We start from the raw sequence: 24801 nt of genomic DNA on the forward strand, positions 1-24801 counted from the left end.
GGTGACCGGTCTCCGGGTCCTGGTCCACCTCAACAACCTGGCGCTGGGTGGCGCCCAGTTGAACGCCGTGGACATCGCCCGCACCATGCGCGACCGCGGGCACCACCCGGTGCTGTTCGCCCAGGGCATCGACGGCCCCGCACCACTCGTCGAGCTGGCCGCCTCGCACGACCTCGAACTGGTCGTCGAGGGCGGCCCGGACACCCCGCACCGGGTGGTCCGGCAGCGGCTCACCCGGGTCGCCGAGGAGCGGGGCAGCCAGCTGGTGCACGCCTGGGAGGTGCGGGCCGCCCGCAACTCCTTCTTCGGGCCCGGCCGCCTCGGCCGGCTCCCGGTGATCACCACCTTCTACGGCATCCGGATGCTGCGCGGCCTGCCCAGGCACCAGCCCCTGGTGCTCGGCCTCGGCGCGATGATGGGGGAGGGGCGGGCCTTCGGCCACCGCGACGTCCGGCTGATCGAACCCCCCGTCAACACCGTCACCGACGCCCCCGGCGTGGTGGACGGCCAGGAGTTCCGCAAGGAACACGGCATCTCCGACGACGAGTTGCTGCTCTCCATCGTCACCCGGATGGTGCCCGACCTGGAGAAGGACGAGGGCGCGCTGCTCACCGCCCGCGCCGTCCGCGAGCTGGCCGACCCCCGGGTCCGGCTGGTCGTGGTCGGCGCCGGCCCCAGCCTGGACCGGATGCGCGCGGTGGCCGACGAGGTCAACGGCGACCTGGGCCGCCGGGCGGTGCTGGTGCCGGGGCAGCTGGCCGACCCCAGGCCGGCCTACCAGGCCGCCGACGTGGTCCTCGGGATGGGCGGCTCCGCCCTGCGCGGCCTCGCCTTCGGCAAGCCCGTGGTGGTGCACGGCGCGGACGGCTACACCGCCCTGCACGAGCCCGGCCCGCTGGTCGAGCCGCACGCCTCCCGCTGCATGTACGGCTTCGGCGACGGCACCCGCCGCCCCGAGGCGCTGGCCGCCCAGCTCCGGCCACTGCTCGACGACCCCTCCCTCCGTGCCTCGCTCGGGAGTTGGGGCCGCGAGTGGGTGGTCGGCCGGTTCTCCCTGGAGAGCATCACCAACGCCTTCGAGGAGCTCTACCGGGAGGTCCTGGCGGCCCCGCCCGGGCCGTCCAGCTGGTTCCGCGACCTGGAGCAGATGACCAGGTTCGAGTACAGCAAGCCCACGGCGCTGCGGATGCTCGGCCGCTGACGATGCGCTGGACCGGGGCCGTTCCGTACGGCTGGGACGGGCCCATGACCACACGCATGCACGCGGACGAGTTCGACACCGGCCCCGGCCTGGTGCGGAAGCTGATCGACGATCAGTTCCCGCACTGGGCCGGGCTCGCGATCACCCCCGTGCGCTCCGCGGGCACCGACAACGCGATGTACCGGCTCGGCGAGGAGCTGGTGGTCCGCCTGCCCCGCATCCCCGGCGCGGTGCCGGACGTGGCCAAGGAGCAGCACTGGCTCCCCCTCCTCGCCCCGCACCTCCCCCTGACCGTCCCCGCCCCCGTCGCCCACGGCGCCCCCGCCCCGGACTTCCCCCACCCCTGGTCCGTCCAGCACTGGCTCCCCGGCACCAGCCTCATCGACCACCCCGTCGCCGACCTCGCCGCCGTCGCCCGCGACCTGGGCGCCTTCGTCGCCGCCCTCCGCTCCGTCCCCCTGCCCGGCGGCCCGGCCGGCTACCGGGCCGGGCCGCTGGGCACGCACGACGAGGCCGTCCGCGCGGCGATCCGCTCCCCGGACGGCCCGCCCGACCCCGATGCCGACCCCGCCGCCGTGCTCGCGGTCTGGGAGCAGGCCCTCGCCGCCCCCGCCTGGCCCGGCCCGCCGGTCTGGACCCACGGCGACCTGCTCCCCGGCAACCTGTTGGCCCGTCAGGGCCGCCTCACCGCCGTCATCGACTTCGGCTGCGGCGGCGTCGGCGACCCCGCCTGCGACCTCCTCCCGGCCTGGGCCGTCCTCGACGCCGGCACCCGCCCCCTCTTCCGCGAGGCCGCCGCCCCCGACCGGGCCACCTGGCTGCGCGCCCGCGGCTGGGCCCTGGCCTTCGCCCTCCCCGCCCGGGACCACTACCGCACCACCAACCCCACCCTGGCGGCGATCGCCCGGCGGACCGTGCGCGAGCTGTTCACCTGACCCGGGTCCCTACGGGCTGACCGACGCGGCTGCCCTGGCGGCCCGCTCGATCGTCGCGCGGTGGGCGGCACGGGCCTGCTCGTCGATCCCCTTCTCGTGTTCGGGGCGAAGCCCGGTCCGGCCGTCGAGGCCCTCGCGCAGGATGTCGGCGTGCCCGGCGTGCCGGACGGTCTCGCCGAGGACGTGGACCAGGACGGCGAACAGGTTGACGGCGGAGTGGGGCTCCGGCCACCACGGCACGTGGCCGGGGGCGTCGACGGGAAGCCCGGTGATCGTCGCGTCCGAGTGCTCCCACGTGCGCCGGTAGAACGCGACGATCCCGTCCTTGGTCTCGCCCTCGGCGGCCCACTGGTCGCTGCCGTCGGAGTCCTGCCACCGGGGCAGCGGCTCCGGCGAAGGCCGGCCGAAGACCTCGCCGAAGTACCGGGCCTCGACGGTGGCCACGTGCTTGACCAGGCCGAGGAGGTTGGTCCCGGTCGCCGTCAGGGGGCGGCGGGCGTCGTACTCGTCCAGGCCGTCGAGCTTCCAGAGCAGCGCCTCGCGGTCGCGCCGCAGCCGGCCGTGCAGGGTCTCCTTGGCGAATTCGTCGATCATGCGCCACGAGCCTGCCACGGGCCGCCCCCGCCCTCAAGGGCCGGATGCCCTCACCCGGTGGCGCGCAGCAGCAGCGTCACGAAGCCCAGGGTCCCCCGGTAGCCGTTCAGCCAGCCGTCGCGGTGCTCGGTCGCGGTGGTCAGGGCCTCCGCCGCGTCGGGGTGGTCAGGGTGCTCGAGGGCCCACTCCGTCAGGGAGCCGGTCCAGGACCACTCGTAGGCGTCCCACTCGGCGAGCGAGGAGACGTGGGCGTCGACCGGGGCCCAGCCGGCCTCGGTGATCCGGGTGACCAGGCCGGGCAGGTCGGTGTACTCCTTCTCGGGGACGCCGAGTGCCTTCAGGGCGGCGGCCCCGGGCTTGCGCTCCCAGAAGCAGACGCCGAGCACCGCGACCCCTCCCGGTCGCAGCATCCCCCGGACGGCTTCCAGGGTCGGCACGACCCCGCCGAAGGCGTGCTCCGTGCCGACGCTCAGCACCACGTCGAACGGCTGCTCCGCCTCGTGCTCGCGCACGTCCCGGTGGTGCAGCCCGATCCGCCGGGACACCCCGAGCGCCTCGGCCCGCTCCCGGGCCCGGCCGAGCGCGGCGTCGTCCAGGTCGACGCCGACCGCCCGCAGCCCCTGATCGGCCGTCAGGGCCCGCAGCAGCCAGGCGCCTTCGCCGCAGCCCAGGTCCAGCAGCCGGCCGGCCCGGCCCCGGAGCGCCCGGGCCAGCAGGCGTTCGACGGCCTCGTCGGAGAGCGGTGCGGCGATCGGGTGGTGGGAGTGGGTGATGCGGAAGCGCAGTCGAGGGTCCATCGGCTCAGTCTGTCCGTGCCTGCTCGTCCGCCGCCAGGGGTTTGCCGTAGGTGCGGCCCTTCCACGCCGCGCCCCGGCCCCGCCAGTGCTGCACCGCCGAGTCCACCGTCATCAGCAGGTAGAGCAGCGCCGTGAACGGCAGCAGCAGCGCCGCCCACACCGGCTGCCCGTAGTACCGGACCATCGGCAGGTACGTCCCCGCCATCAACGCCCAGGCCAGACCGCCGCACCCGGCCGCCGCCCACGCGCCGCTCGCCGGCCCGGCCAGCAGCGCCACCGGCGGCACCAGGTACACCAGTGCCAGCCCCAGCACCGTCCCGGCCAACAGCCAGACCGAGTGCCGCAGTTGGGCGTAGGCGCTGCGCGACACCATCCGCCACAGCTGCCCCAGCCCGGGGTACGGGCGGACGCTGTCCACCTCCTCGGCCAGCCCCAGCCAGGTCCGGCCCCCGCCGCGTTTCACGGCCCGGGCCAGCGAGACGTCGTCGATCACCGCCCCCCGGATCGCCGCGATGCCGCCCGCCCGCTCCAGCGCCTCCCGCCGCACCAGCGAGCAGCCGCCCGCGGCGGCGGCGGTCCGCGAGCCGGGCCGGTTGCTCCACCGGAACGGGTACAGCTGGGCGAAGAAGTACACGAAGGCCGGCACCACCAGCCGCTCCCACCCGGTCACCACCCGCAGCCTGGCCATCTGCGAGACCAGGTCCAGCCCGTGGCCCTCGGCGGCGGCCACCAGCGCGGCCAGCGAACCGGGCCCGTGCGCGATGTCCGCGTCCGTCAGCAGCAGGTACTCGGCCCCGTCGGCCTGCTCGACGCCGTGCCGCAGGGCCCAGAGCTTGCCCGTCCAGCCGGGCGGCAGCGGGGGAGGGGTGGTGACGGTCAGCGGCAGGCCGCCCGCCGCCCCGAGCCGCCGGGCCAGTTCGCCCGTGCCGTCCGTACTGTGATCGTCGATCAGCACCACCCGGGCCGCGCCGGGGTACCGCTGCGCCAGCACGCTCGGCAGCGAGGCCGGCAGCACCTCGGCCTCGTCCCGGGCCGGCACCAGCACCACCACCGAGGGCCAGTGCCCGGGCTCGACCCGCGGGGGCAGCCGCTGGTCGGTCCGCCAGAAGAACCCCTGACCGACCGTCAGCCACACCCAGGCGGCCAGGGACACCACCGACACCCACAGCAGCACCGTCACCCTCGCCAGTCTGCCACCGCGCCCCGCCCGGGTCCCGTCACCGCACCGCCCTGCCGCGGCGCCGGTCCTCCCACTGGAGGGTGGCCAGGGAGACCAGCAGACCGGCGATCACGGTGGCGATCATCGTGCGGGGAACCCCGAGGGCGTGGACCAGGGGGGCGGCAGAGGAGTGCGCTGAGGGCCGGAAGGAGCAGCATCGCCAGGACCCGCAGGTACCAGGGCACCCGACGGGTCAGCACCACCGCGAGCAGCCCCGCCAGGTAGGCGGGCGCCAGGAAGTACGCCCCCGCACACAGCACCGCCACGATCAGGAACACGCCGGCCATCAGTCCCACCCCCGGGTCCGCGACGGTCCGTACCGTCGTCGCCCGGCTAGCCTGGTAGATGAATTGAACGTGTTCAAGTCTGCTGCGGCAGGCCCTGGGCGAGGAAGTCCGAGACCAGCTCCGTGAACCGCTCCGGCTCCTCCACCCACGGCCGGTGTCCCGAACGGTCCATCAGTTCCAGCCGGGCGTCCGGGTAGAGGGCGGCGGCGAGGCGGGCCGGTGCCGTACCGATCAGACCGTCCGAGGCGCCGGCCACCACCAGGACCGGCACCCGCACCGCCGCCAGGCGGGCGAGCCGCTGCCGCTCGTCCGCCGGGGTGGCCGCGCCCGCGTAGTAGGCGGCGCGCAGCCAGGCGTGCGGGGAGCCGTGCTCGGGGCGGTGCTCGGCCTGCCGGGAGTCGTCCCAGTGGTGCCAGGAGAAGGGGTGGGTCCGCCGCCCCAGCTCGGCCGCCTCGGTACCGGTGTGCCCGCCCTCGGCGATCAGCCGGTACGCCTCCGCCGCGTCCGGGTACCAGGCCTCGCCCGCCCGCGCGTCCCGCAGCCGCTCCAACTCCCGCTCGTCCGGCTCCCGGGCGGCCCGCCCCACCGGGGTGACCAGCACCAGCCGCCGCACCCGCTCCGGACGGGCGGCCGCGTACTCCTGGGCGATCAGGCAGCCGGCCGAGTGCCCCAGCAGGTCGACCCGCTCCAGGCCCAGGTGCACGCGCAGCGCCTCGACGTCCCGGGCCTGCTCGGTGAAGGCCACCGTGCCCCGGTCGGCCGGTACCGCCGAGCGGCCGGTGGCCCGGGGGTCCAGCAGGACCAGCCGCCGACGGTCCGTCAGCCCGCCGAGCCCGCCCAGGTAGCGCAGGTCCGTCCCGGGCCCGCCGGGGAGCACCAGCAAGGGCGGCCCCCCGCCGAGCAGTTCGTAGTGGAGCGTGGTCCCGTCGTACGAGCTGAACGTAGGCATGGCAGGCACCCTCACACACCGGCCCGGACCGCACCAGCACCGTTCCGCACCGTGGAAGGGCCCCGGAGCGCCCGGGAAGGCCCGCGGAGGGCCGGTGAACGGCCCGGCCGGTCCAGTAGAGTCGTGAGCTGTGAAGATCGCACTGATGGACTCCGGAATCGGCCTGCTCGCCGCGGCTGCGGCCCTGCGGCGGCTGCGCCCCGACGCCGACCTGGTGCTCTCCTCCGACCCGGACGGGATGCCCTGGGGCCCCCGGACGCCCGAGGACCTCAGCGAGCACGCGCTGGCCTGCGCGCGGGCCGCCGCCGAGCTGGAGCCGGACGCCCTGGTGGTCGCCTGCAACACCGCCTCGGTGCACGCGCTGGAGGTGATCCGCGCCGAGCTGGAGCCCCGGCTGCCGGTGATCGGCACCGTCCCGGCGATCAAGCCGGCCGCCGCGCGGGGCGGCCGGGTGGCGATCTGGGCCACCCCCGCGACCACCGGCAGCCCCTACCAGCGCGGTCTGATCCGGGAGTTCGGCGGCTCGGCCGAGATCGCCGAGGTGGCCTGCCCCGGCCTGGCCGACGCGGTCGAGCGGGCCGACGCGGCGGACATCGCCGCCGCCGTGGCCGACGCGGCCTCCCGCACCCCGGCGGGGACGGAGGTGCTGGTGCTCGGCTGCACCCACTACGAGCTGGTGGAGGGTCAGATCCGGGACGCGGTGGCCGCCGCCGGCTCGCAGCCGCTCTTCCACGGTTCGGCCGACGCGGTCGCCGCCCAGGCGCTGCGCCGGGTCGCGGCCGGCACCCCCGAGGGCTCCGGCACCCTGACGGTGCTGCACACCGGCCGCACCGCCGCCCTCCCGCCCGCCGCCCTGACCTACCCGGAGGGCCGGCTGCTGGCGGCGGTGGCCCAGGCGCTCTGACCTGGCGTCAGATGCCTCGGGAACTCCCTTGCACGGGCCGGGGGCGGTGCCTATCCTCGTCGCAACGCGTCGAAGGAGACGAGTAGCCGAGGACCCCACGCGAGCAGAGAGAGCCGCCGGAAGCTGTGAAGGCGGACTCGCGTCCGAGGTGAAGACCCTCCCGAGTGCGGGGAGGAACGGCCCGTCAGGGCCCCATGCCCCGCCGGCCCGCCCCCGTCACCGGGCGATCCGAGGCCGCCCCCGCGCGGGGCGGTGAAAGTGCGGTGGTACCGCGAGCACCCTTCTCGCCCGCACTCCCAAGGGATCATGACGACAGCCACGGAGGCTGCGATGATCCACCCCACGAGCCCCACCACGGGCCGGACCCTCTGTACGGACCTCCCCACCCGCCTCGAAGGCCGGGTCACGGTCGCCGGCTGGGTGCACGCCCTCCGGCTCCAGCGCGCCATGCAGTTCCTGGTGCTGCGCGACCACACCGGCCAGGTCCAGGTCACCCACCGCCGCGACGGCGGCGAGCTGGAGGCCCTGCTCGACTCCCTCACCCCCGAGTCCGCCGTGCGGATCACCGGCCGGGTGGTGACGGCGCCCCAGGTGAAGCTGGGCGGCCTGGAGATCGTCCCCGAACGCGTCGAGGTCCTCAACCGGGCCGAGACCCCGCTGCCCGTGGACGACCGGACCGGCCCCGAGCAGCGGCTCGACTGGCGCTTCCTGGACGTCCGCCGCCGGGCCGCCGCCCAGCTGCTGTTCGCCGTGCAGACCACCTTCGAACAGGCCGTGCGCGAGTACGCGGTGGCCGAGGGCTGCACCGAGATGCACACCCCCAAGCTGATGGGCGCGGCCTCCGAGTCCGGCGCCGAGGTGTTCCGCCTCGGGTACTTCGACCGCTCCGCGTACCTGGCCCAGTCGCCGCAGTTCTACAAGCAGATGGCGGTGGCCGCCGGGATCGACCGGGTGCTGGAGATCGGCCCGGTCTTCCGGGCCGAGCCCTCGTACACCTCCCGGCACGCCACCGAGTTCACCGGCCTGGACGTCGAGCTGGCCTGGACCGACGGCGTCGAGGACGTGATGGCCTTCGAGGAGGCGATGCTGGCCCACGCGGTCGGCCGGGTCGCCGAGGCCCACGGGGAGGCCGTGCGGGAGGTGTTCGGCGTGGAGGTGGTGGTCCCTCAGGTCCCGTTCCCCCGGCTGACCATGGCCGAGGCCCAGGAGGTGCTGCGGGCCGGCGGTTGGGACCCGGAGGGCCAGAAGCAGGACCTCGACCCGGACGGCGAGCGGCGGATCGCCGCGTACGCGCGCGAGCGCTTCGGCCACGAGTTCCTCTTCGTCACCCACTACCCGGCGGCGATCCGGCCCTTCTACCACCGGCGCCCCGAGGGGCGGCCCGACCTCACCCTCAGCTTCGACCTGCTCTGGAAGGGGCTGGAGGTCACCACCGGCGCCCAGCGCGAGCACCGCTCCGAGGTGCTGCTGGCGCAGGCGGCGGAGAAGGGGATGGAGACCGGCCCCATGCGGGAGTACCTGGACGTCTTCCGCTTCGGCTGCCCGCCGCACGGCGGCTTCGGCGCCGGGCTGGCCCGGCTGCTGATGGTGATGCTGGGGCTGGAGTCGATCCGCGAGGCGGTCTTCCTCTTCCGCGGGCCGAACCGGCTGACCCCCTGAGCCGCCGCCCGGCCCGGAGCGCTCAGCCCCAGTGGGCCGGGCGCTCCAGGCCGGCCGGCAGGGTGGTGGCGGCGTCGCCCCGGGCCGCGTTCAGCTGGGCCTGGAGCAGGAAGAGTGCACCCGTCAGGTCCGCCCCGGCCAGGTTGGCGTCCCGCAGGTCGGCGCCGATCAGGTCCGCCTCGCGCAGGTCCGCCTTCCGCAGGTCCGCCGCGATCAGGTACGCGCCGCGGAGGTTGGCCCCCCGGAGCCCGGCCCCGGCCAGGCGGGCCCCGATCAGGTCGGCCCCCCGGTGGTTGCGCTTCTTGCCGGGTACGGCGGCCCGGTACAGCTCACTGGCGCGCAGCAGCTTCTCGCTCACCCGCTGACGGACCGTCGGCACGTCCACCGCCAGCACCTCGGCCGGCGTCCCCCGGGTCAGCCGGCCGACCTCCGCCAGCTCCGCCTCCAGCTCGGCCCGGACGGAGCCCAGCCGGGGGAGGGCGGCGGCCTCGGTCAGGTACCGCAGCAGCTCGTGCAGCTGCCGCACCACCGGGAAGACCTCGAACATCTCGGCGGCGCTCGACGGGTCCTCCCGCCAGCTGCGGCCGCCGTAGGTCAGCTGGGAGACCTTCTGGCCCGCCCCGAGGCAGTCGAAGACGGTGCAGCCGGTGAACCCCGACCCGCGCAGCTTGGTGTGGATGCCGCACCGGAAGTCCTCCTGGAGGTTCCGGCACGGCGTCCCGGCGCTCTTGTTCACCGCGAAGTCCGCCGACTTCGCGAACGGCAGGGCCACGCAGCACAGCCCGAAACAGCTCGCACAGTCGGACACCAGCTCAAGACCCTCGGCCACCACGGACGTGCTCCCAGCAAGAAATGAGGACAGGACAACCGCCCCATTCTCCCAGGTCCGAGAGGATGCCTCTGGGGGCGCGGGGAACGTACGTGGTTGCCCCGGGGGCGCGAGGAACTGCGCGCGGGGGAACGGCAGCACCTGCAACTGGCTGACGTGCCCTCAGTTGCAGGTGAGCTGCCTTCCGACTCGCGCAGTTCCTCGCGCCCCCCGGGGCAACCACGTACGCCCCGAAGGCGCAGCTCCTACCGTTACTCGGCGACCGCAGGTCTGCCGCGGAGGCGCTGCACCGCCGGCTCCAGCCCCGAGAGGATGGTGTCGAAGCGCCGGGCGCTGGTGGTGCAGTCGACCTGGAGGCGGCTGATCCGGAGCGGGTGCTCGGGGAGCCGGGGCCCCAGGCGGTGGTCGGAGAGGAAACCGAGGCGGTAGCCGAGCTGGCGGAGCAGGGTGTCGGCGCGCGGGTCGTAGCCGCCGTTGGGGTAGGCGAAGGCGGTGGGCGCCTCGCCGAGCCAACCGCTGAGGGCCCGGTGGGCGCCGGTGATCTCGGCGTCCACGGTGGCGTCGTCGCACTGGCTGAGGCAGGGGTGCCCCAGGGTGTGGTTGCCGATCGCCACCTGACCGTCCCTCAGCTCGCGCAGGTCCGCGGGGGAGAGCTGCTGCTGCCCCGGCGGCCGCCGGTGCGCGCTGACCCGCAGCTCGGCCAGGCTGCGCCGCCGGTCGGGGTCGGGCAGGGTCTTCAGCCGGGCGAGCAGCTGGTCGGGCCGGGCCAGGCTGCGCAGGGAGCGGGCCTGGCCGCCGTTGCGGGCCAGGAAGGCGGCCTCGTGCCACCAGAACGGGCGCTCGGTGCCGATCAGCTCGGCGATCACGAAGGCGGCGGCGGGGATCCGACGGGCCTTCAGCTCGGGCAGGGCGTGGGTGAGCACGGTGCGGTCGGCGTCGTCGAAGGTGATGAGCACCGAGCGGGGCGGCAGCGGGCGCCCCTCGGCGATGGAGCGCTCGACGTCCTGGAGCGAGACCGGGGTGGCCAGCCGGCGCAGCCGGTCGAGCTGGGCGCCGAAGGAGCCGGGGTCGGTGACCCCGTGGTAGGCGAGCACGGCGAGCCGCTGGGCGGCCCGGGCGCGGAAGAGCGGTTGGGCGGGCGAGAAACGCAGCCAGCCGCCGCGGTCGCGGTCGGCCGGGCCCTCGGGGCCGTCGGTGCCGGTGGTGGTGGCGGGAACGGCGGGGACGCTCACGGACGGTGTGCGGTCGATGGGACGGCTGGTCATGGTGGTGACGGTGGTGTCGGACTGCGGCACTGGGCCCCCCTCGGTCGCCGGTGCGGCGTGGCGGTACCACCGGGGCGCCCTGAGCGTGCCCCGGCTGCCGTGGTGCGGCGGCGCCGCCCTCGGCCCGGCCGGCCGTGGTGGGGACTCCCGACCCGAGCCACGGACGGCCTGCATCGCTGTCCGGACGGACCTGCAACCGGCGGTGACGTCTCGGACGCTGCTCGTACGCGCGCCCCGCCGGGTGCCGGACTGCCCGGCGTGCTGCTCTACTGGATCGTTCAATGTAGTGGAGACGGCCGACGGGCACCGATGGTTGTACGGCCTTCGGCAAGTTTTCGCGGCAGCGCGCGGAGGGCTCCCGGGGGCGTGCGGGAGTGCGCCGGGAGCGTGTTCCGGGACTTCCGTCGGCTCCCGTCCGCGGTCCCACGGGTATACCTTGGGTGCCATGAGCGAGACGGAACGTGATCATGGCGGCACGGTGGCCCGGCTGTTCGGCGGTGCCGCCCTGCACCGTCACCAGTTCGCGCTGACCGCCGTCGGCGCGGCCTGCATCGCCATGGGCATCGTCACCGCCGTGCTGGTCCCGGAGAGCGACGGCCCCGCCGCCTGGGTGATGGCGGTGGCGGGCTGCCTGGCCACCGGCGTGCTGCTGCTGGCCCGGGTCGCCGTCGCCCGGCTGTGCCCGCACGGTCACACCGCGCTCTGACACCACACGCGACACCCGGGCACCACACCGTGACACCTCCGGCGCCGGCCCGTGCCGCCTTCTGATCGGACCGGCCGATTTTCGGCCTATCTACGCTTTTCTTTCACAAGTTCCCGGCACCAGCCCCACGCATCCCCCTAGTCTGGGCTCGCCCGGCCGCCGACCGCTGCCGGGCGCAAGGCCACTTGCGCCGCCGGGGAGGGTGGCGCCGAGGGGGGAACGATGGTGGGCAAGGCTGCGCCCGGAGGCATCCGGGGCAGGGTGAAACAGCAGTTGGCCCGGGCGGCCGGGGCCGTCCCCGGCGAGGGCGCCACGGTGCTGATCTACCACCGGGTGGGTGGCGGCTCCAGCGACGAACTCGACGTCACAACGGCCGACTTCACCGCCCAGGTGGACCTGCTGGCCGAGCTGCCGCCCGGCCGGGTGGTCGGGCTGGACGAGGCCGCCGACCGGCTCGCCGCCGGCCGCCGCACCCCCAGCACGGTGATCACCTTCGACGACGGCTTCGCCGACGTGTACGAGAACGCCTGGCCGCTGCTGAAGGAGCGCGGGCTGCCCTTCACCATCTACCTGGCCAGCGGCCAGGTCGGCGGCCCGATGAAGTGGGAGGGCGCCACCGCCAAGGACACCGGGGCGCCCGGGCTGAGCTGGGACCAGCTGCGCGAGCTGACCGCCTCCGGCCTGTGCACGGTGGCCAACCACACCCGCACCCACGTCCGGCCCGAGCTGCTCTCCACCGCCGAGCTGGACGGGTGCAACGACGACATCGAGGAGCGCCTCGGCGTCCGGCCGAAGCACTTCGCCTACACCTGGGGCGTGCCCGTCCCGCACCTGGACGCCGCCCTGCGGGCCCGCTTCCGCACCTCGGCCACCGGCCAGGTCGGCCGCAACCTGCCCGGCTTCGACCCGGCCCGGTTCTGCCGGGTGCCGGTCCGCCGCACCGACCCGATCGACTTCTACCGGGCCAAGCTCTACGGCCGGCTGATACCCGAACGGGCCTACGCCCGGATCGTGGCCACCGCGAAGGCGGTCGGCGCCCGTGCCTGACGCCCTGTCACCCCGTCTGCGCGGCCCGCACGGCCGCCCGCTGAGGGTCGCCCACCTCACCACCGTCGACATGAGCCTCCAGCTGCTGCTGGCCACCGAGCTCAAGGTGGACCTGGAGGCCGGCTTCGAGACCTACGGCATCAGCGCCCCCGGCCCCTACGTCGAGCAGCTCACCGCGATCGGCGTCCGGCACGAGCCGCTGCACGCGCTGACCCGCGCCTGGGAGCCGAAGGCCGACCTGGCCGCCGCCCGCGAACTGCTCGCGGTGCTGCGCCGGATCGAGCCCGACGTGCTGCATACCCACAACCCCAAGACCGGCGTGATGGGCCGGATCCTCGGCCGCCTGGCCGGGGTCCCGGTGGTGGTCAACACCTGCCACGGCCTCTGGGCCCAGGCCCACGACCCGATCGCCAAGCGGGCCTTCGTGCTCGGCGCCGAGGCCTTCGCGGCCCGCTTCTCGCACGCCGAGCTCTACCAGAACGGCGAGGACCGCGAGACCCTGGCGCGCGCCGTCCCGGCCCGCCGGTCCCGGGTGGTGGGCAACGGCGTCGACCTCTCCCGGTTCGGCGAGGACCCGGAGGCCCGGGCCCGGATCCGGGCCGCGCTCGGCGTCGCGGACGACGAGCTGCTGGTCGGCGGCGTGGGCCGCCGGGTGGCCGAGAAGGGCATCGTCGAGTACGCCGAGGCGGCCCGCGCGCTGGCCGGGAAGGCCCGGTTCGTCTGGGTCGGCCCGCAGGACGCGGACAAGCCGGACGCGCTGGCCGAGGAGGAGAAGGGCGTCGAGTACCTCGGCAGCCGCTCCGACATGCCGCAGGTCTACGCCGCGCTCGACGTCTTCGTACTCCCCTCCTACCGGGAGGGGTTCTCCCGCTCCGCCATGGAGGCCGCCGCCAGCGGCTTGCCGATGGTGCTGAGCGACATCCGCGGCTGCCGCGAGATCGGCACCCACGGCGAGCACCTGCTGCTCACCCCGCCCGGCGACGCCCGGGCCCTCACCACCGCGCTGGACCGGCTCCTCACCGAACCGGACCTGCGTGAGCAGCTGGGCGCGGCCGCCCGTCGCCGCGCCCTGGCCACGTTCGACCAACGCGCCGTCGCGCGGGTCTCGCTGGAGACCTACGCCGCGGTGGCCAGAGCCAAGCGGTTGGCCTGGCCGGTCGGCTGACGCCACCTCACCACCACACCCGCTGGGGGAGAAGAAGATGAAACGAGGGGGGGACCTCGTGGTCACCGTGCTGGCCGGGAGCATCGCGCTCCCGCTGGGGCTGGTGATCGCGATCCTGATCCGCTGCACCATGGGCGGCCCGGTGATCTTCCGCCAGACCCGGACCGGCCGGGCCGGCCGGGAGTTCAGCATCCTCAAGTTCCGCACCATGCGCGACATGCGCTACCCCGACGAGCCGGACGCACCCCGGATCACCCGGCTCGGCGCCCTGCTCCGCAAGACCAGTCTCGACGAGCTGCCGCAGCTGTGGAACGTGGTGCGCGGCGACATGGGCGTGATCGGGCCCCGGCCCACCCTGCCCGAGCAGGTCGTCCACTACTCCGAGCGGCAGCGCGGCCGTCTCGCCATCCGGCCCGGCCTCACCGGCTGGGCCCAGGTCAAGGGCCGCAACTCCATCACCTGGCCCGAGCGGATCGAGCTGGACCTGGAGTACATCGCCGAGCGCTCCCTCGCGCTGGACGTCCGGATCCTCGCCATGACCGCCCGCATGCTGCTGCGCCCCACCGGCATCACCGCCGCCGGCGGCGTCAACCCGGGCTTCCCCGTCCCGGTCACCACCACGACCCGCATCGTCCTTCCCCGCCAGGCCACCGCCCCGCGCATCCCGGTCGAGGAAGCCTCCTGACCCACCGCCACACCCGTGCCCCGGTGCCCTCAGCGCACCGGGGCACGCTCCTTTTCCGCCGCCGCAGGCGGTAGCTTCCCTCCCGTACCGCCCCGCCGCGGGCGGCCCCGTCCCCGAGAGGACCCTCATGACCCTGTGGATCGCCGGAGCCGGCGGCGTCGGCCGCGAGGCGCTGGACACCGCCCTCGCCGCCGGAGTGCCGGTGGCCGGATTCCTGGACGACCGGGCGCAGGGCGGTACGGTGCGCGGGCTGCCGGTGCTGGCGCCCGGTCAGCTGCCCGCCGGCGCGCCGTACCTGATCGGGATCGCCGACCCCGGGGTGCGGGAGCGGCTGGCCGCGGTGCTGGACGGCCTCGGCGGCCGGGCCGCCACGCTGGTGCACCCGCGGGCGATCGTCGGCCCGGAGACCACCCTCGGGCCGGGCTGCCTGGTGATGGGCGGGGCGTACGTCTCCAGCAACGTCCGGATCGGCCCGCACAGCCAGGTGCACTACAACGTGACGGTCGGTCACGACACCGTGCTGACCGAGCTGGTGACGGTCTATCCGGGCGGCAACGTCTCCGGCTCCGTGCACGCCGAGCCGGGCGCCACCGTCGGCAGCAACGCCGTCGTGCTCCAGGGCCGCAAGCTCGGCCGGCTGGCCTTCGTCGGCGCCGCCGCCGTGGTCACCCGGGACGTCCCGGACCGCACCACCGTGATCGGCTCCCCGGCCCGCCCGATGGCGCCCCGGGCCTGACGGACGGTCAGGCCTCCCCGGCCTCCGCCGCGAGCCCGCGCTCCAGCTCGGCCAACTCCGCCGCCCGGGCCCGCAGCTCCGACACCAGCTCCCGCAGCTCGGGGCGGCCGTCCAGCCGCTCCAGCGCGTCGGCCGCCTGGCCGAGCACCGAGCGGGCCCCGGGCAGGTCGCCCGCGCGCACCAGGCAGTCCACCGCCAGCCGCCAGGCCTCCGCCGCCTCCGCCGGCTCCTCCGCGACCTGCCGGGCGTTGCCGATCTCCACCAGCAGCTCGGCGTCGTCGGTCCGCCGGGCCAGCGCGACCGCGTGCCGGAGGAGTTCACGGGCCCGGTCCGGTTCGCCGAGCTCCCGGTGGGCCGCGGCCAGCCACCGCCAGGAACGGGCGACCAGCCAGTGGTCCTCGTTCATGGCACCCGCCAGTTCGACGACCCGCAGCACCGAGACGGCCTCGGCCGCCTCCCCGGCCGCCAGCAGGGCCTCGCCCAGTGCGAGCCGGGTCGAGGTGGCCCGGAACACCTGCTCCGCCTCGGTGTCGAGCCGGAGCACCCCGCGCAGCAGCGCGACCGCCTCGGGCGCCCGGTCGAGCGCGAGCAGCGCCCGCGCCACTTCCCGGTCCACCTCGGCCGAGGCCCCGGGCTCCGCCACCCGCCGCCACTCGGCGAGCGCGCCCTCGGCGTCGCCCTCCCGCAGCAGGGCCCGGCCGAGCGCCAGCCGGAGGGCGTCCCGCTCCGGAGCCCACTCCGGCGGGCCGTCCAGCAGGGCGAGAGCCCGCCGCAGTGCGGTCACCGCCTCCTCCCCGCGGTCCTGACCGGCCAGGGCCCGGCTCACCCCGGAGAGCGCCAGCGCCTCGTCCCGGACGTCCCCGTCGGAGCGGGCCCGCTCCGCGGCCTCCTCGAAACAGGCCGCCGCGGCCCGGGGCTGACGGACCGCCAGCAGGGCCGAGCCCAGCGAGCAGTACGCGTCCCGGACCATCCGGGGCAGCTGCTCCGCCAGCTCCGGCCTCGGCCCGGTCCCCGCCAGCTCCAGGGTCAGCGCCACCAGGGTCTCGGCCACCAGCAGCCCGGTGTCCGGCAGGTGACGGCGCTCCAGGTACCGCTCCAGGTGGTGGCAGAGCAGCATCCGCAGGTCCGCCGGGCCCTCGTCGGCGGCCAGCAGGACGGCCTCGGGGAGGACCTGGTCCAACCAGTTCAGCGCCTGGGCCTGCCGGACCGCCACCGACCGGGCGCCCCGGGGACCGGTCGCGAACAGGTCCTCGACGGCGGCCCGGGTGCGGCCCTCGTACAACAGCAGCAGCCGAATCCGGGCCTGGGCGGCCTCCCCGTCCGCAGGCCCGGCGGGTTCGTCGTCCGCGGGCTCGGCGGGCTCGGCGGGCAGCCCCTCCAGGAACAGCCGGATCAGCTCGGGCAGTTCCCAGTGCCCCTGCCCGCCGCCGCTGCCGGTCACCAGATGGGCCCGGACCAGGCCGCGCAGCAGGCGGCGGGTGGTCCGCTCGGACCCGCCGCCCAGCGCGGTGGCGGCGTCGGTGGTGAGCGGGAACGGCGCCAGCGCCATCAGCCGCAGCAGCCGGGCCTGGTCGGCCGGCAGGTGACGGTACGACAGGTCGATGACCGCCCGCAGGGTCCGCTCCTGGTCGGCGATGCCGTCCAACGCCGTCCGCCGGTCGGCCAGCTCCCCGGCCAGCTCGGCGAGCGTCAGCTCCGGGTCCTCCGCGAGCAGCGCCCCGACCATCCGCAGGGCCAACGGCAGCCGCCCGCACTGGACGGCGAGCGCCTCGGCCGCCTCCGGCTCCCGCCCGAAGCGGCCGTCCCGGCGGCCCCGCTGCCGGTGGCCCTCGCGCGGACCGGAGGTCCGGACGTGCAGCCGCAGCGCCTCCAGCGCGGCGGTGCGGCCGAGGGCGGCCAGCTCGACCACCTCGGCGCCGGGCAGACCGAGCGAGTGCCGGGAGGTGACCAGGACGCGGGTCCGCGGATCGCCCGGCAGCAGCGGGAGCACCTGGGGCACGGCGGCCGCGTCGTCGAGCACCACCAGCACCGCGCCCTCCCGCGCGGCCAGCAGCGAGCGGTAGAGCTGCGCGCGCTCCGGCAGCCCGGCGGGCTGCTCGGCCTCGGGGACGCCGAGCGCCTCCAACAGCGTGCCGAGCGCCGTGCCGGGCTCCACCCGGCCGTCCGGCCGGTGGCCCCGGAGGTCGACGTGCAGCACGCCGCCGGGAAAGTCGCCCCGCTCCTGGGCCAGGTGAGCGGCCTGCAGGGCGAGTTCGGTGGTGCCCACCCCGCCCGGACCGCTGATCACCACCACGGTGGCCGGGCCCGGTTCCGCCTCGGGCAGGTCCGGCCCCGGCTCCACGGGCCGTGGCTCCTCCAGGTAGGCGTAGGGCAGCGGCAGCATCTGCCCGGAGGGGCTCCGGCGCGCGAGCAGCCGCAGGTTCCCGGGGACCGGACCGAAGGTGCCGTCGGCCCGGGTGATCCGCCACTCGGTCCGGCGGCCGTCCGGCCCCGGGGCGGGCGGGGCCCAGGCCGACAGCCCGTGCCGGGCGGCGAGCTCCTCCAGCGCATCCGACCCCGGACCCGGACCCGATCCGGCGGAAGGGCTGACCGGTGAGCCCACCGCGGCCCCGGGCTCTGCCGGGATGGACGGCTCCGGACGGAGCAGCTCCATCAGCCGGCCGAGCTCCGCCTCCCGCCCGACGAACACCCGCCCGCGCCGCGGCAGCCCGTTCAGAGCGGTCCGCGGCTCGGCCCGGGCCGCCAGGGTGACCTGCTCGATCGTGCCGGACTGGATCACCGTCCCGATCGAGGCCTGACCGCCGATCAGGTTCCGCACGCCCTCCGGGGACGGGTGGGAGTCCATGCACACCCCCGGACGGCATAGTCTCGGGCCATGGCTATTCCTTCCTTCCTGGCGGAGCTGCGCTCCCTCGTCGGCACCCGTCCGCTCTGGCTCACCGGCGTCGGTGCCGTGGTCCGCGACGAGGAGGGCCGGGTGCTGCTCAACCGCCGCAGCGACTCCGGCCGTTGGGGGATCGTCGGCGGCATCCTCGACCCGGGGGAGCAGCCCGCCGAGGGGCTGGTCCGCGAGGTGTTCGAGGAGACCGGCGTGGTGGCGGAGCCCGAGACGCTCAGCGCCGTCACGGTCTCCCCGATGATGCGCTACCCCAACGGTGACCAGGCCCAGTACCTGGACCTGACCTTCCGCTGCCGCGCCGTCTCCGGCGAGGCCAGGGTGAACGACGACGAGTCCCTGGAGGTCCGCTGGTTCACCCTGGCCGAGCTGGCGGAGCTGGAGCTGGACGAGTACGTCCGCTACCGGCTCGAACTGGCCCTGGCCGGGAAGGCCGAGGCGGCGTTCAGCTTCACCCCCGGCACCGGCGACCCGGCCTGACCCTCCCTCAGAGCGTGCGGAACCAGGCCGCCGTGCGCTCCAGGCCCTCCCGCAGCGGCACCGGCACGACCTCGGGGAAGAGCTCGCGCAACCTGGCGTTGTCCGCCTGGGAGTCGCGGACGTCCCCGGCCCGGGGGTCGGTGTGCTCGACCGCGGGGGCCTCGCCGAGCACCTCGCCCAGCAGGCCGATCAGTTCGAGCAGCGAGGTGCGGGTGCCGAAGGCCAGGTTGACCGGGTCGGCGTGCACCACCTTGCGGACCACGGCCTCGCTGATCACCTGGGTGACGGTGCCGACGTAGGTGAAGTCCCGGCTCTGGCCGCCGTCCCCGTGCACGCTCAGCGGACGACCGGCCAGCGCGGCGTCCAGGAAGGCCGGGACCACGGCGGCGTAGGCGTGCCCGGCCGGCTGGAGCGGGCCGAAGACGTTGAAGAAGCGCAGCGGCAGCACGCCCAGCCCGTAGCAGTGGTGATAGGCCGCCAGGTACGCCTCGGTGGCCAGCTTGCTGACCGCGTACGGGCTCATCGGCGCCGTCCGCATGGTCTCCCGCTTGGGCAGCTCCCGGTTGGCCCCGTAGACCGAGGACGAGGAGGCGGCGGTCACGTGGCCGACCCCGGCCCGGCGGGCCGCCTCCAGCACCTCCAGGGTGCCGGTCGCGTTCGCGTGGTGACTCGCCAGCGGATCGGCCACCGAGCGCGGCACCGAGGGCAGCGCGGCCAGGTGCACCACGGCGTCGGCGCCCGCGAAGGCCTCGTCCAGCAGCGCCGGGTCCAGGATGGTTCCCTCGTACAGTGTCACGTCGACACCGTCCAGGTTGGCCTTGCTGCCGGTGCTCAGGTTGTCCACCACCGCGACCCCGTCCACCTCGGGCCGGTCCAGCAGCGCGCGGACCAGGTTGGCCCCGATGAAACCGGCTCCGCCGGTCACGACCACCCGCATCTGTCGTACTCCCCCCACCTGTCGGCCCGGGGTCTCCCGCCCCGGGCGCACTGCGCCGCATCGTAGCGACGCCCCAGGCCCGACGCGCCGCAAACGGGGCAGAGCACTCCGGCTGACGAAAGCGGCCACACCAGGGAAAGTGGTGATGCCGGGGAAAGCGGCCACACCGGGGAAAGTGGTGACACCGGGGGCGCGGGGAACTGCGCGCCGTGGAAAGGCAGCACCTGCAACTGGCTGACGGCGGTTCAGTTGCAGGTGAGCCGCCTCCCGATGCGCGCAGTTCCCCGCGCCCCCGGGGTGACCACTCACCTGCCGTGCGCCGGTGGGCCGCCTTCCGGTTCGCGCAGTTCCTCGCGCCCCCGGCGTGACCACCACCCCCGGGGGCCTTCCGCTCCGCCGTGCGTAGGTGGCCCTTCGGGCCTCAGAGCTTGCGCTGGCGGTACATCTCCTCGGCCGCGTCCAGCACCGCGGTCAGGTCCCCGCCGGCCGAGGCGGTGGCCACCGCCGCCACGGCGCCCTCCACGAAGGGGGCGTCGGCCAGCCGGACGGGGAAGGGCAGGCCGTGCTCGTCCGCCGCGGCCAGCAGCGCCCGTACGGTGCCGACCGCACTGCCCAGGTCCGCGAGCACCGCCACCCCGTGCCCCTGGTCCACCCGCCGGGCCGCCGAGGCGACCAGCACCGCGCTGGTCCCCAGGCCGTCGGCCAGGCTCCCCCCGGTGGCGGCCACCGGGGCCGGGTCCGCGTCCCTGGTCAGCCCGGTGGCCAGGGACGCCACCGCCTCGGCCAGCCGCTGGCTGTGGGAGACCAGCACCACGCCCACCCGGCCGACCTGTCCGGGCCCGCCCGGCCGGGGCGGGGGAGGGGGCGCCGCTCCGGGGGCCGGCTGCGGGGCGGAGGGGGCCTGTGAGATGGGGATCACATCGGCCCGGGGGTCCTCCCGGCGGTCCATGGCTGCTCCTCGGGGCCTGCGCGGTGCGCGGTCTGACGGGTCGTGGGACCAACCCTCTCGCAGCAGCCCGCCGCGCGCAGCCCGATTCCGGCGGCCGCTCCTAGCACAGTGCGCCCGGGTGCCGCACCCGAACGGCTCATCTGCCCCTGGGGAGGCGGCGGTTGGCGGCAAGCGGCGCCCGGGCGGGGAGCGCTGGCTACGCTGGGCCTTCGTCCGACAGAGGGAGAGGGGACATGCCAGTGACCGAGGGGAAGAAGCCGGACCTGGACCTGGCCGGGGCCGAGTGGCTCTCCAGCAGCCAGGGACCGGGGGACGTGCAGATCGCCTTCGTGGACGGCTACATCGCGATGCGGGACGGGCGGGAGCCGGAGGGGCCGGTGCTGGTCTTCACCCCGGCCGAGTGGCGGGCCTTCGTCCTGGGCGCCCGGGACGGCGAGTTCGACCCGGTCTGAGCGGACACTCCGTCAGGTCCCGGCACGGAGTGGTTCTCCGTCAGATCGGGAGTGCGGCCGTAGGCCCCGGAGCACCGGAAAGAAATCTGATGGTCGGATAGTCGTTGACTGTTCGACAAGTAACGGCTCACAGTATGACCAGACAGACGCCGTGCCCAACGCCCCCACGCGTCCAGGCACGGCGCCTGCTGTGCGGTCCGGCACGAGTGCCGGGCCCCCTCCCGTGTGAACCCCTGACGTACCTCGGTACGCGTCGCCGGGAGGGATGGCCCCGGGGTCGAGAGCGACTCGACGTCCGGTGCCGGTGCCCGGTATCCGCACGCCCCCACGCGGCGGTCTACCGGGCAGGTTCGCGAGCTGCGACGGGCGGGGCCCCGCGAACCTGGCTTGTGTGTTGTGAAAAACGAAGTGCGGTCTGTGGTCGTTCCTGCTCTGCTTGACGCTACTCGACGGTCGACGGACAGCGGAAAACGCTTGGGCAGATGGTTCGGTGTGTCGCACGACTATGTGCAGTGAGGGAACGCGCACGCGGGCGCGCTGCGACAAGCCGCCCCCCGGTGGACCGATGCCCACAGCGGCTGTCGTGCTGAACCGAACGTAGCCCGGACGGTTGCTCAGAGTCAACATTGGTCCCTGAGCGTAGATCTCGGGCCGAGCACCCACCCGCCCCGTGAGCAGGGCGTGACCGCACCGTACGATGGCGTCATGTCATTTCTCCGCCGCCGCTCCGGCACCCCCGCGGGCCCGGACTTCGACGTGCTCGCGATGGACCCGGGTGACTGGCCCGGTGACTTCGGCGCCATGATCATGAGCGGCCCGGACGGCTCCTGCCAGGGGATCTTCCTCCGGTACGACCTGTTCGGCGGCCGTGGCCCCGCGATGTTCATCGGCAACCTCCCCGAGGGCTCGCCGGCCCGCGACGCGGCCGACGGAGTCCCGTTCGAGATCCGTCAGCTGCTGACCGCGCTGGAGAACGAGGAGCCGGTCGACTTCGTCTCGGCCGAGGACTTCCCGGTCATGCTCGGGGACGACCTGCTGATCGTCCGGAAGGTGAAGGTCAGTGAGGAGCGGGTGTTCTGCGCCCAGTTCGGCCGCAGCGACGGCGTCCAGGTGACCATCGCGTCCTGGGACCGCCCGATCGCCGACGACCTGTACCAACTGCTCAAGCCGCTCCCGGCCGAGATGTTCCAGCAGGGCTGACGGCCGGGGACGACGGTCCGGAGGTCCACCCTCCGGCCCTTGCTTGACGCTCGTGATCAATGCTTCGTACAGTCACCGGCATGCCGCCCCGCCCGCTGCTGACCAGGCGCAGCTACCTCGACCTGCGGCGCACCGCGAGCGCGGTCTGTCCGGCCCGCTGAGGGGGAGTCACTCCTCCGGCGGCGTGCCCCGGGGGCCGAAAAACAGCCATTCTCCGGATCCGCCGCGTCCCGGTACCGAGCGCGCCCTCCCGAGCGGGTGACGGCGCGTCGTCCGCAGTCCGCCGCGCACCACGCAGCCGCCCCGGAGGCACCCCGCCATGACCGTCACCGACGGCACCCCGTCCGTCCAGGACGCCCTCGCCCGCCTGCCCCGCGTGGTGGACCTGCTGTCCGCCCGCGCCGAGGAGCACGACCGGGACGCCACCTTCCCGTACCAGGGCATCGAGGCCGTGCACGAGGCCGGTCTGCTCACCCTCACCGTCGGCCGCCGCTACGGCGGACCCGGCGCCGGGCTGGCCGAGACCGTCCAGCTGCTGGCCCAACTCGGCCGGGGCGACGCCTCGGTGGCGGTGCTCACCGCCGCCACCCTGCTGGTCCACGCCGAGCAGGCCCGCACCGGTGGCTGGCCCGCCGCCCTCTACCGCCGGCTGCTGACCGAATCCCGCCGCGGCCCGGCCCTGCTCGACGCCCTGCCCGCCGAACCCGGACAGCGCCCCGACACGGTCGCCCGCCGGGACGGCTCGGGCTGGCGGCTGAGCGGCCGCAAGGGCTGGTGCGCCGGCGCCGAGGCGCTGGCCTGGATGGCGGTCCGGGCCCGGACCGAGGAGGAGGTGCCGCGGACCGGCTGGTTCCTGGTCCGCGGCGACAGCCCGGGGATCGAACTCGACCCGGTCTGGGACCAGTTGGGCCTGCGGGCCGCGGCCGGCCAGGAAGTCCTGCTCAGCGAGGTCGCGGTGGCCGCCGACGCGGTGGTCGGCCTGGCGCCCGCCCGCAGGGCCGACCCGGCCGCGGAGGCCGCCGAGCAGGTCGCCCGCGCCTGGCGCGAACTCGCCCTCTCCGCCGTCCACCTGGGCGTGGCCCGGGCCGCCCAGCAGTGGCTGGTCTCCTTCCTCGGGCGCCGCACCCCGGCCAACCTGACGGAGCCGCTCTCCACCCTGCCGCGGTACCGCGCCGCGGTGGCCGAGATCGAGGCCTCGCTGATCGGCGCCGAGGAGCTCCTGCACGGGCTGGCCGCCCGCATCGACCGGGGCGACCGCTCCGCCGCCCAGCGCACCGGGGCGGCCCAGCTCCTGATCAACCGCACCGCCACCGCCGCCGTCCAACAGGCCGTCACCCTCACCGGCAACCCCGGCCTCAGCCGCCGCCACCCCCTGGAGCGCTACCTCCGCGACCTCCTCACCGGCCGCACCCACCTCCCCGCCGAGGACACCACCCTGGACGGCCTGGCCGACGGCCTGTTCTAGCTGGTCCTGCGGGGCGCGAGCGAAAGTGGTCATGCCGGGGGCGCGAGGAACTGCGCGAAGCGGAAGCAGAAGACCCGTGTGCCGGGTACGGAGATCCACTTGCAAGTGAGCATCCGTACCCGGCACACGGGTCTGTTCCTGCCGCCTCGCGCAGTTCCCCGCGCCCCTGAACCCCCGCGGGTTTCCCTCAGCGGGTCCCGACCGCCGTGCGGACCGCCCGGCGGGCGAGGGCGGCGTCGTCGTAGAGGCGCCGGATCATGATCCGCTGCTCCTCGCCGGCCCCCGGGACGTCGTGCAGGCGGATCTCCCGCATCAGCACCAGCACCAGGTTCACCAGGAACGCGTCCCGCGCCACCGTCCCGCCGGACTGCGCGAGCTGGCTGATCTGGCGGCGGGCCGCGGTGTCCCCGGAGAGGACGCTCCACAGGACCGCGAGGTCGTACCCCGGCAGGTACCAGCCGGCCTGCTCCCAGTCGACCAGGACCGGCCCGGAGGGCGCGAGCAGCAGGTTCCCGAGCAGCGCGTCCCCGTGGCAGAGCTGGAGCGGCACGGAGGAGAGCCCGTGCATCAGCGCCCGCAGGTCGCCCGCGTCGCGGTCGGTGAGCTGCCCGACCGAGTGGTAGCGGGAGATCTCCAGCTGGTAGTCGAGCGGCTTGCCGAAGACGTCCGTCGGCGGCCGCCAGAGGTTGAGCGAGCGGATCGAGCCGAGCACCGCGCGCAGCTCGCCCGGGGTGGGCGCGTTCACCGGGTGCCGCTCGCGGGCGGCCTGACGGCCCGGCACCCGCTCCATGACCAGGACGCAGCGGTCGTGGTCGGCGGCCACCAGCCGGGGGAGGCGGACCGGCGGACGGTGCCGGACGAAGGCCCGGTAGACCGCGATCTCGTGGTGGAAGCGCTCGATCAGCTGCTCCGCGTGCTCGCTGCGGAGGGCCTGCGGCGCCAGGCACTTGGCGACCACGGGGGCGCGGCCGATGGTGCCGGCGATGATGATGTGTCGGCTGCCTTCCCGCAGGACCTGGCGCGGGAGGAAGCCAGGGCATATCCGCGCGACGTTGGCGAGGACGGCCCGGACGGCCGGGGTCTGCAGGGCGGCCGGGTCGAGGCGGTCCGCGCCGGTCTCCAGCGGGCGGCCGCGGAGCAGCCGCTCGGAGCCGGGGCGGTTGCCGTACTGGTCGGCCTGGCGCGGCAGCAGGGCGCGGGCGGTGGCGAGGGCCCGGGGGTCGCGGAGGGGGACCGGGCCGGGCCCGGGACGACCGCCGGCCGCGGTGGGAGGACGCAGCGCGGTGCGGGGCTGGGTGGGGGTGCCGGTGGTCGCTGAGGAGTACATGGGCTGGTGAGGGTCCCTTCCTGGCCGGCGGCTGGCCTCTGCCGGTGTCTGCTGCGGACTCCCCGGTGCGGCTGGGTGCCGCCGGGGCTGGGGGTGGAGCGCAGGCGCCGGGTACGG

Annotated in this window: 23 protein-coding genes; 13 read left to right on the forward strand and 10 right to left on the reverse strand. The window is 75.3% G+C overall.

Annotated features, from left to right (window positions below):
* The first annotated feature begins 1 nt into the window (after position 1).
* On the forward strand, positions 2–1201 hold the full coding sequence (locus ACIA8O_RS35630; RefSeq protein WP_396298188.1) for a glycosyltransferase family 4 protein: 1200 nt from the start codon (positions 2–4) through the stop codon (positions 1199–1201).
* A 44-nt stretch (positions 1202–1245) separates the two neighbouring features.
* A complete protein-coding gene (locus ACIA8O_RS35635; protein ID WP_396298189.1) occupies positions 1246–2136 on the forward strand; it encodes an aminoglycoside phosphotransferase family protein in 891 nt (296 codons plus the stop codon).
* 9 nt (positions 2137–2145) lie between these two features.
* On the opposite strand, the gene ACIA8O_RS35640 is transcribed toward ACIA8O_RS35635, so the two are convergent.
* From ACIA8O_RS35640 to ACIA8O_RS35655, 4 genes are all read right to left on the reverse strand, one after another.
* Complete coding sequence (locus ACIA8O_RS35640) at positions 2146–2730, reverse strand: DinB family protein (protein ID WP_396298190.1); 585 nt, start codon at positions 2728–2730, stop codon at positions 2146–2148.
* Positions 2731–2780: 50 nt separating this feature from the next.
* Entirely contained in the window at positions 2781–3527 is a 747-nt protein-coding gene (locus ACIA8O_RS35645) for an SAM-dependent methyltransferase (protein ID WP_396298191.1), read from the reverse strand.
* Between the two features lie 4 nt (positions 3528–3531).
* Positions 3532–4707: a glycosyltransferase gene (locus ACIA8O_RS35650; protein WP_396298192.1), complete on the reverse strand. Its 1176-nt coding sequence runs from the start codon at positions 4705–4707 to the stop codon at positions 3532–3534.
* 399 nt (positions 4708–5106) lie between these two features.
* Entirely contained in the window at positions 5107–5982 is an 876-nt protein-coding gene (locus ACIA8O_RS35655; RefSeq protein ID WP_396298193.1) for an alpha/beta fold hydrolase, read from the reverse strand.
* 130 nt (positions 5983–6112) lie between these two features.
* Here ACIA8O_RS35655 and ACIA8O_RS35660 point away from each other — a divergent pair, with 130 nt between their 5' ends.
* The gene (locus ACIA8O_RS35660; RefSeq protein WP_396298194.1) at positions 6113–6886 is read left to right on the forward strand and encodes a glutamate racemase; all 774 of its coding nucleotides are present in this window, start codon (positions 6113–6115) and stop codon (positions 6884–6886) included.
* A 330-nt stretch (positions 6887–7216) separates the two neighbouring features.
* Positions 7217–8545 carry an aspartate--tRNA(Asn) ligase gene (gene aspS, locus ACIA8O_RS35665; RefSeq protein ID WP_396298195.1) on the forward strand — a complete coding sequence of 443 codons (1329 nt, stop codon included), beginning with the start codon at positions 7217–7219 and terminating at the stop codon, positions 8543–8545.
* 22 nt (positions 8546–8567) lie between these two features.
* Here aspS and ACIA8O_RS35670 read toward each other — a convergent pair whose 3' ends face one another.
* Both ACIA8O_RS35670 and ACIA8O_RS35675 read right to left on the reverse strand, forming a co-directional pair.
* A complete protein-coding gene (locus tag ACIA8O_RS35670; RefSeq protein ID WP_396298266.1) occupies positions 8568–9407 on the reverse strand; it encodes a pentapeptide repeat-containing protein in 840 nt (279 codons plus the stop codon).
* A 218-nt stretch (positions 9408–9625) separates the two neighbouring features.
* Entirely contained in the window at positions 9626–10639 is a 1014-nt protein-coding gene (locus ACIA8O_RS35675) for a polysaccharide deacetylase family protein (RefSeq protein ID WP_396298196.1), read from the reverse strand.
* A 445-nt stretch (positions 10640–11084) separates the two neighbouring features.
* On the opposite strand from ACIA8O_RS35675, the gene ACIA8O_RS35680 reads away from it, so the two are divergent.
* The 5 genes from ACIA8O_RS35680 (at position 11085) to ACIA8O_RS35700 (ending at position 14978) form a co-directional block, all read left to right on the forward strand.
* Positions 11085–11345 carry a hypothetical protein gene (locus ACIA8O_RS35680; protein ID WP_396298197.1) on the forward strand — a complete coding sequence of 87 codons (261 nt, stop codon included), beginning with the start codon at positions 11085–11087 and terminating at the stop codon, positions 11343–11345.
* A 261-nt stretch (positions 11346–11606) separates the two neighbouring features.
* A complete protein-coding gene (locus ACIA8O_RS35685) occupies positions 11607–12392 on the forward strand; it encodes a polysaccharide deacetylase family protein (RefSeq protein WP_396298198.1) in 786 nt (261 codons plus the stop codon).
* Positions 12385–13557 (forward strand): glycosyltransferase family 4 protein, encoded by a 1173-nt coding sequence (locus ACIA8O_RS35690; RefSeq protein WP_396298199.1) that lies wholly within the window; start codon positions 12385–12387, stop codon positions 13555–13557. The genes ACIA8O_RS35685 and ACIA8O_RS35690 overlap by 8 nt, the downstream gene beginning before the upstream one ends.
* A 37-nt stretch (positions 13558–13594) precedes the next feature.
* Positions 13595–14242 carry a sugar transferase gene (locus tag ACIA8O_RS35695; protein WP_396298200.1) on the forward strand — a complete coding sequence of 216 codons (648 nt, stop codon included), beginning with the start codon at positions 13595–13597 and terminating at the stop codon, positions 14240–14242.
* 127 nt (positions 14243–14369) lie between these two features.
* On the forward strand, positions 14370–14978 hold the full coding sequence (locus ACIA8O_RS35700; RefSeq protein WP_396298201.1) for a NeuD/PglB/VioB family sugar acetyltransferase: 609 nt from the start codon (positions 14370–14372) through the stop codon (positions 14976–14978).
* Positions 14979–14985: 7 nt separating this feature from the next.
* Here ACIA8O_RS35700 and ACIA8O_RS35705 read toward each other — a convergent pair whose 3' ends face one another.
* A complete protein-coding gene (locus tag ACIA8O_RS35705) occupies positions 14986–17823 on the reverse strand; it encodes an ATP-binding protein (protein ID WP_396298202.1) in 2838 nt (945 codons plus the stop codon).
* Between the two features lie 30 nt (positions 17824–17853).
* Here ACIA8O_RS35705 and ACIA8O_RS35710 point away from each other — a divergent pair, with 30 nt between their 5' ends.
* Positions 17854–18354 carry an NUDIX hydrolase gene (locus tag ACIA8O_RS35710; protein WP_396298203.1) on the forward strand — a complete coding sequence of 167 codons (501 nt, stop codon included), beginning with the start codon at positions 17854–17856 and terminating at the stop codon, positions 18352–18354.
* 7 nt (positions 18355–18361) lie between these two features.
* Here the strand turns inward: ACIA8O_RS35710 and ACIA8O_RS35715 are convergent, their stop codons facing one another.
* Positions 18362–19291, reverse strand: coding sequence for an NAD-dependent epimerase/dehydratase family protein (locus ACIA8O_RS35715; RefSeq protein WP_396298204.1), 930 nt, complete (start codon positions 19289–19291; stop codon positions 18362–18364).
* A 421-nt stretch (positions 19292–19712) separates the two neighbouring features.
* Complete coding sequence (locus ACIA8O_RS35720; protein WP_396298267.1) at positions 19713–20111, reverse strand: PTS-dependent dihydroxyacetone kinase phosphotransferase subunit DhaM; 399 nt, start codon at positions 20109–20111, stop codon at positions 19713–19715.
* Between the two features lie 362 nt (positions 20112–20473).
* Here ACIA8O_RS35720 and ACIA8O_RS35725 point away from each other — a divergent pair, with 362 nt between their 5' ends.
* From ACIA8O_RS35725 to ACIA8O_RS35735, 3 genes are all read left to right on the forward strand, one after another.
* A complete protein-coding gene (locus ACIA8O_RS35725; RefSeq protein ID WP_396298205.1) occupies positions 20474–20692 on the forward strand; it encodes a DUF397 domain-containing protein in 219 nt (72 codons plus the stop codon).
* A gap of 705 nt (positions 20693–21397) precedes the next feature.
* Complete coding sequence (locus ACIA8O_RS35730) at positions 21398–21892, forward strand: hypothetical protein (protein WP_345279407.1); 495 nt, start codon at positions 21398–21400, stop codon at positions 21890–21892.
* 319 nt (positions 21893–22211) lie between these two features.
* Positions 22212–23357: an acyl-CoA dehydrogenase family protein gene (locus tag ACIA8O_RS35735; RefSeq protein ID WP_396298206.1), complete on the forward strand. Its 1146-nt coding sequence runs from the start codon at positions 22212–22214 to the stop codon at positions 23355–23357.
* A gap of 187 nt (positions 23358–23544) precedes the next feature.
* On the opposite strand, the gene ACIA8O_RS35740 is transcribed toward ACIA8O_RS35735, so the two are convergent.
* Entirely contained in the window at positions 23545–24684 is a 1140-nt protein-coding gene (locus ACIA8O_RS35740; RefSeq protein ID WP_396298207.1) for an aminoglycoside phosphotransferase family protein, read from the reverse strand.
* Between the last annotated feature and the right edge of the window lie 117 nt (positions 24685–24801).

Source organism: Kitasatospora sp. NPDC051853 (assembly GCF_044452665.1).
Lineage (GTDB): Bacteria > Actinomycetota > Actinomycetes > Streptomycetales > Streptomycetaceae > Kitasatospora.

Bases quoted from the DNA above. Each gene is read 5' to 3' on its own strand.
- ACIA8O_RS35715 (WP_396298204.1), bottom strand. From the start codon at position 19,291: ATGCGGGTGGTCGTGACCGGCGGAGCCGGTTTCATCGGGGCCAACCTG.
- ACIA8O_RS35645 (WP_396298191.1), bottom strand. From the start codon at position 3,527: ATGGACCCTCGACTGCGCTTCCGCATCACCCACTCCCACCACCCGATC.
- ACIA8O_RS35730 (WP_345279407.1), top strand. From the start codon at position 21,398: ATGTCATTTCTCCGCCGCCGCTCCGGCACCCCCGCGGGCCCGGACTTC.
- ACIA8O_RS35700 (WP_396298201.1), top strand. From the start codon at position 14,370: ATGACCCTGTGGATCGCCGGAGCCGGCGGCGTCGGCCGCGAGGCGCTG.
- ACIA8O_RS35735 (WP_396298206.1), top strand. From the start codon at position 22,212: ATGACCGTCACCGACGGCACCCCGTCCGTCCAGGACGCCCTCGCCCGC.
- ACIA8O_RS35705 (WP_396298202.1), bottom strand. From the start codon at position 17,823: ATGGACTCCCACCCGTCCCCGGAGGGCGTGCGGAACCTGATCGGCGGT.
- aspS (WP_396298195.1), top strand. From the start codon at position 7,217: ATGATCCACCCCACGAGCCCCACCACGGGCCGGACCCTCTGTACGGAC.
- ACIA8O_RS35655 (WP_396298193.1), bottom strand. From the start codon at position 5,982: ATGCCTACGTTCAGCTCGTACGACGGGACCACGCTCCACTACGAACTG.
- ACIA8O_RS35740 (WP_396298207.1), bottom strand. From the start codon at position 24,684: ATGTACTCCTCAGCGACCACCGGCACCCCCACCCAGCCCCGCACCGCG.
- ACIA8O_RS35635 (WP_396298189.1), top strand. From the start codon at position 1,246: ATGACCACACGCATGCACGCGGACGAGTTCGACACCGGCCCCGGCCTG.
- ACIA8O_RS35725 (WP_396298205.1), top strand. From the start codon at position 20,474: ATGCCAGTGACCGAGGGGAAGAAGCCGGACCTGGACCTGGCCGGGGCC.
- ACIA8O_RS35710 (WP_396298203.1), top strand. From the start codon at position 17,854: ATGGCTATTCCTTCCTTCCTGGCGGAGCTGCGCTCCCTCGTCGGCACC.
- ACIA8O_RS35695 (WP_396298200.1), top strand. From the start codon at position 13,595: ATGAAACGAGGGGGGGACCTCGTGGTCACCGTGCTGGCCGGGAGCATC.
- ACIA8O_RS35680 (WP_396298197.1), top strand. From the start codon at position 11,085: ATGAGCGAGACGGAACGTGATCATGGCGGCACGGTGGCCCGGCTGTTC.
- ACIA8O_RS35675 (WP_396298196.1), bottom strand. From the start codon at position 10,639: ATGACCAGCCGTCCCATCGACCGCACACCGTCCGTGAGCGTCCCCGCC.
- ACIA8O_RS35640 (WP_396298190.1), bottom strand. From the start codon at position 2,730: ATGATCGACGAATTCGCCAAGGAGACCCTGCACGGCCGGCTGCGGCGC.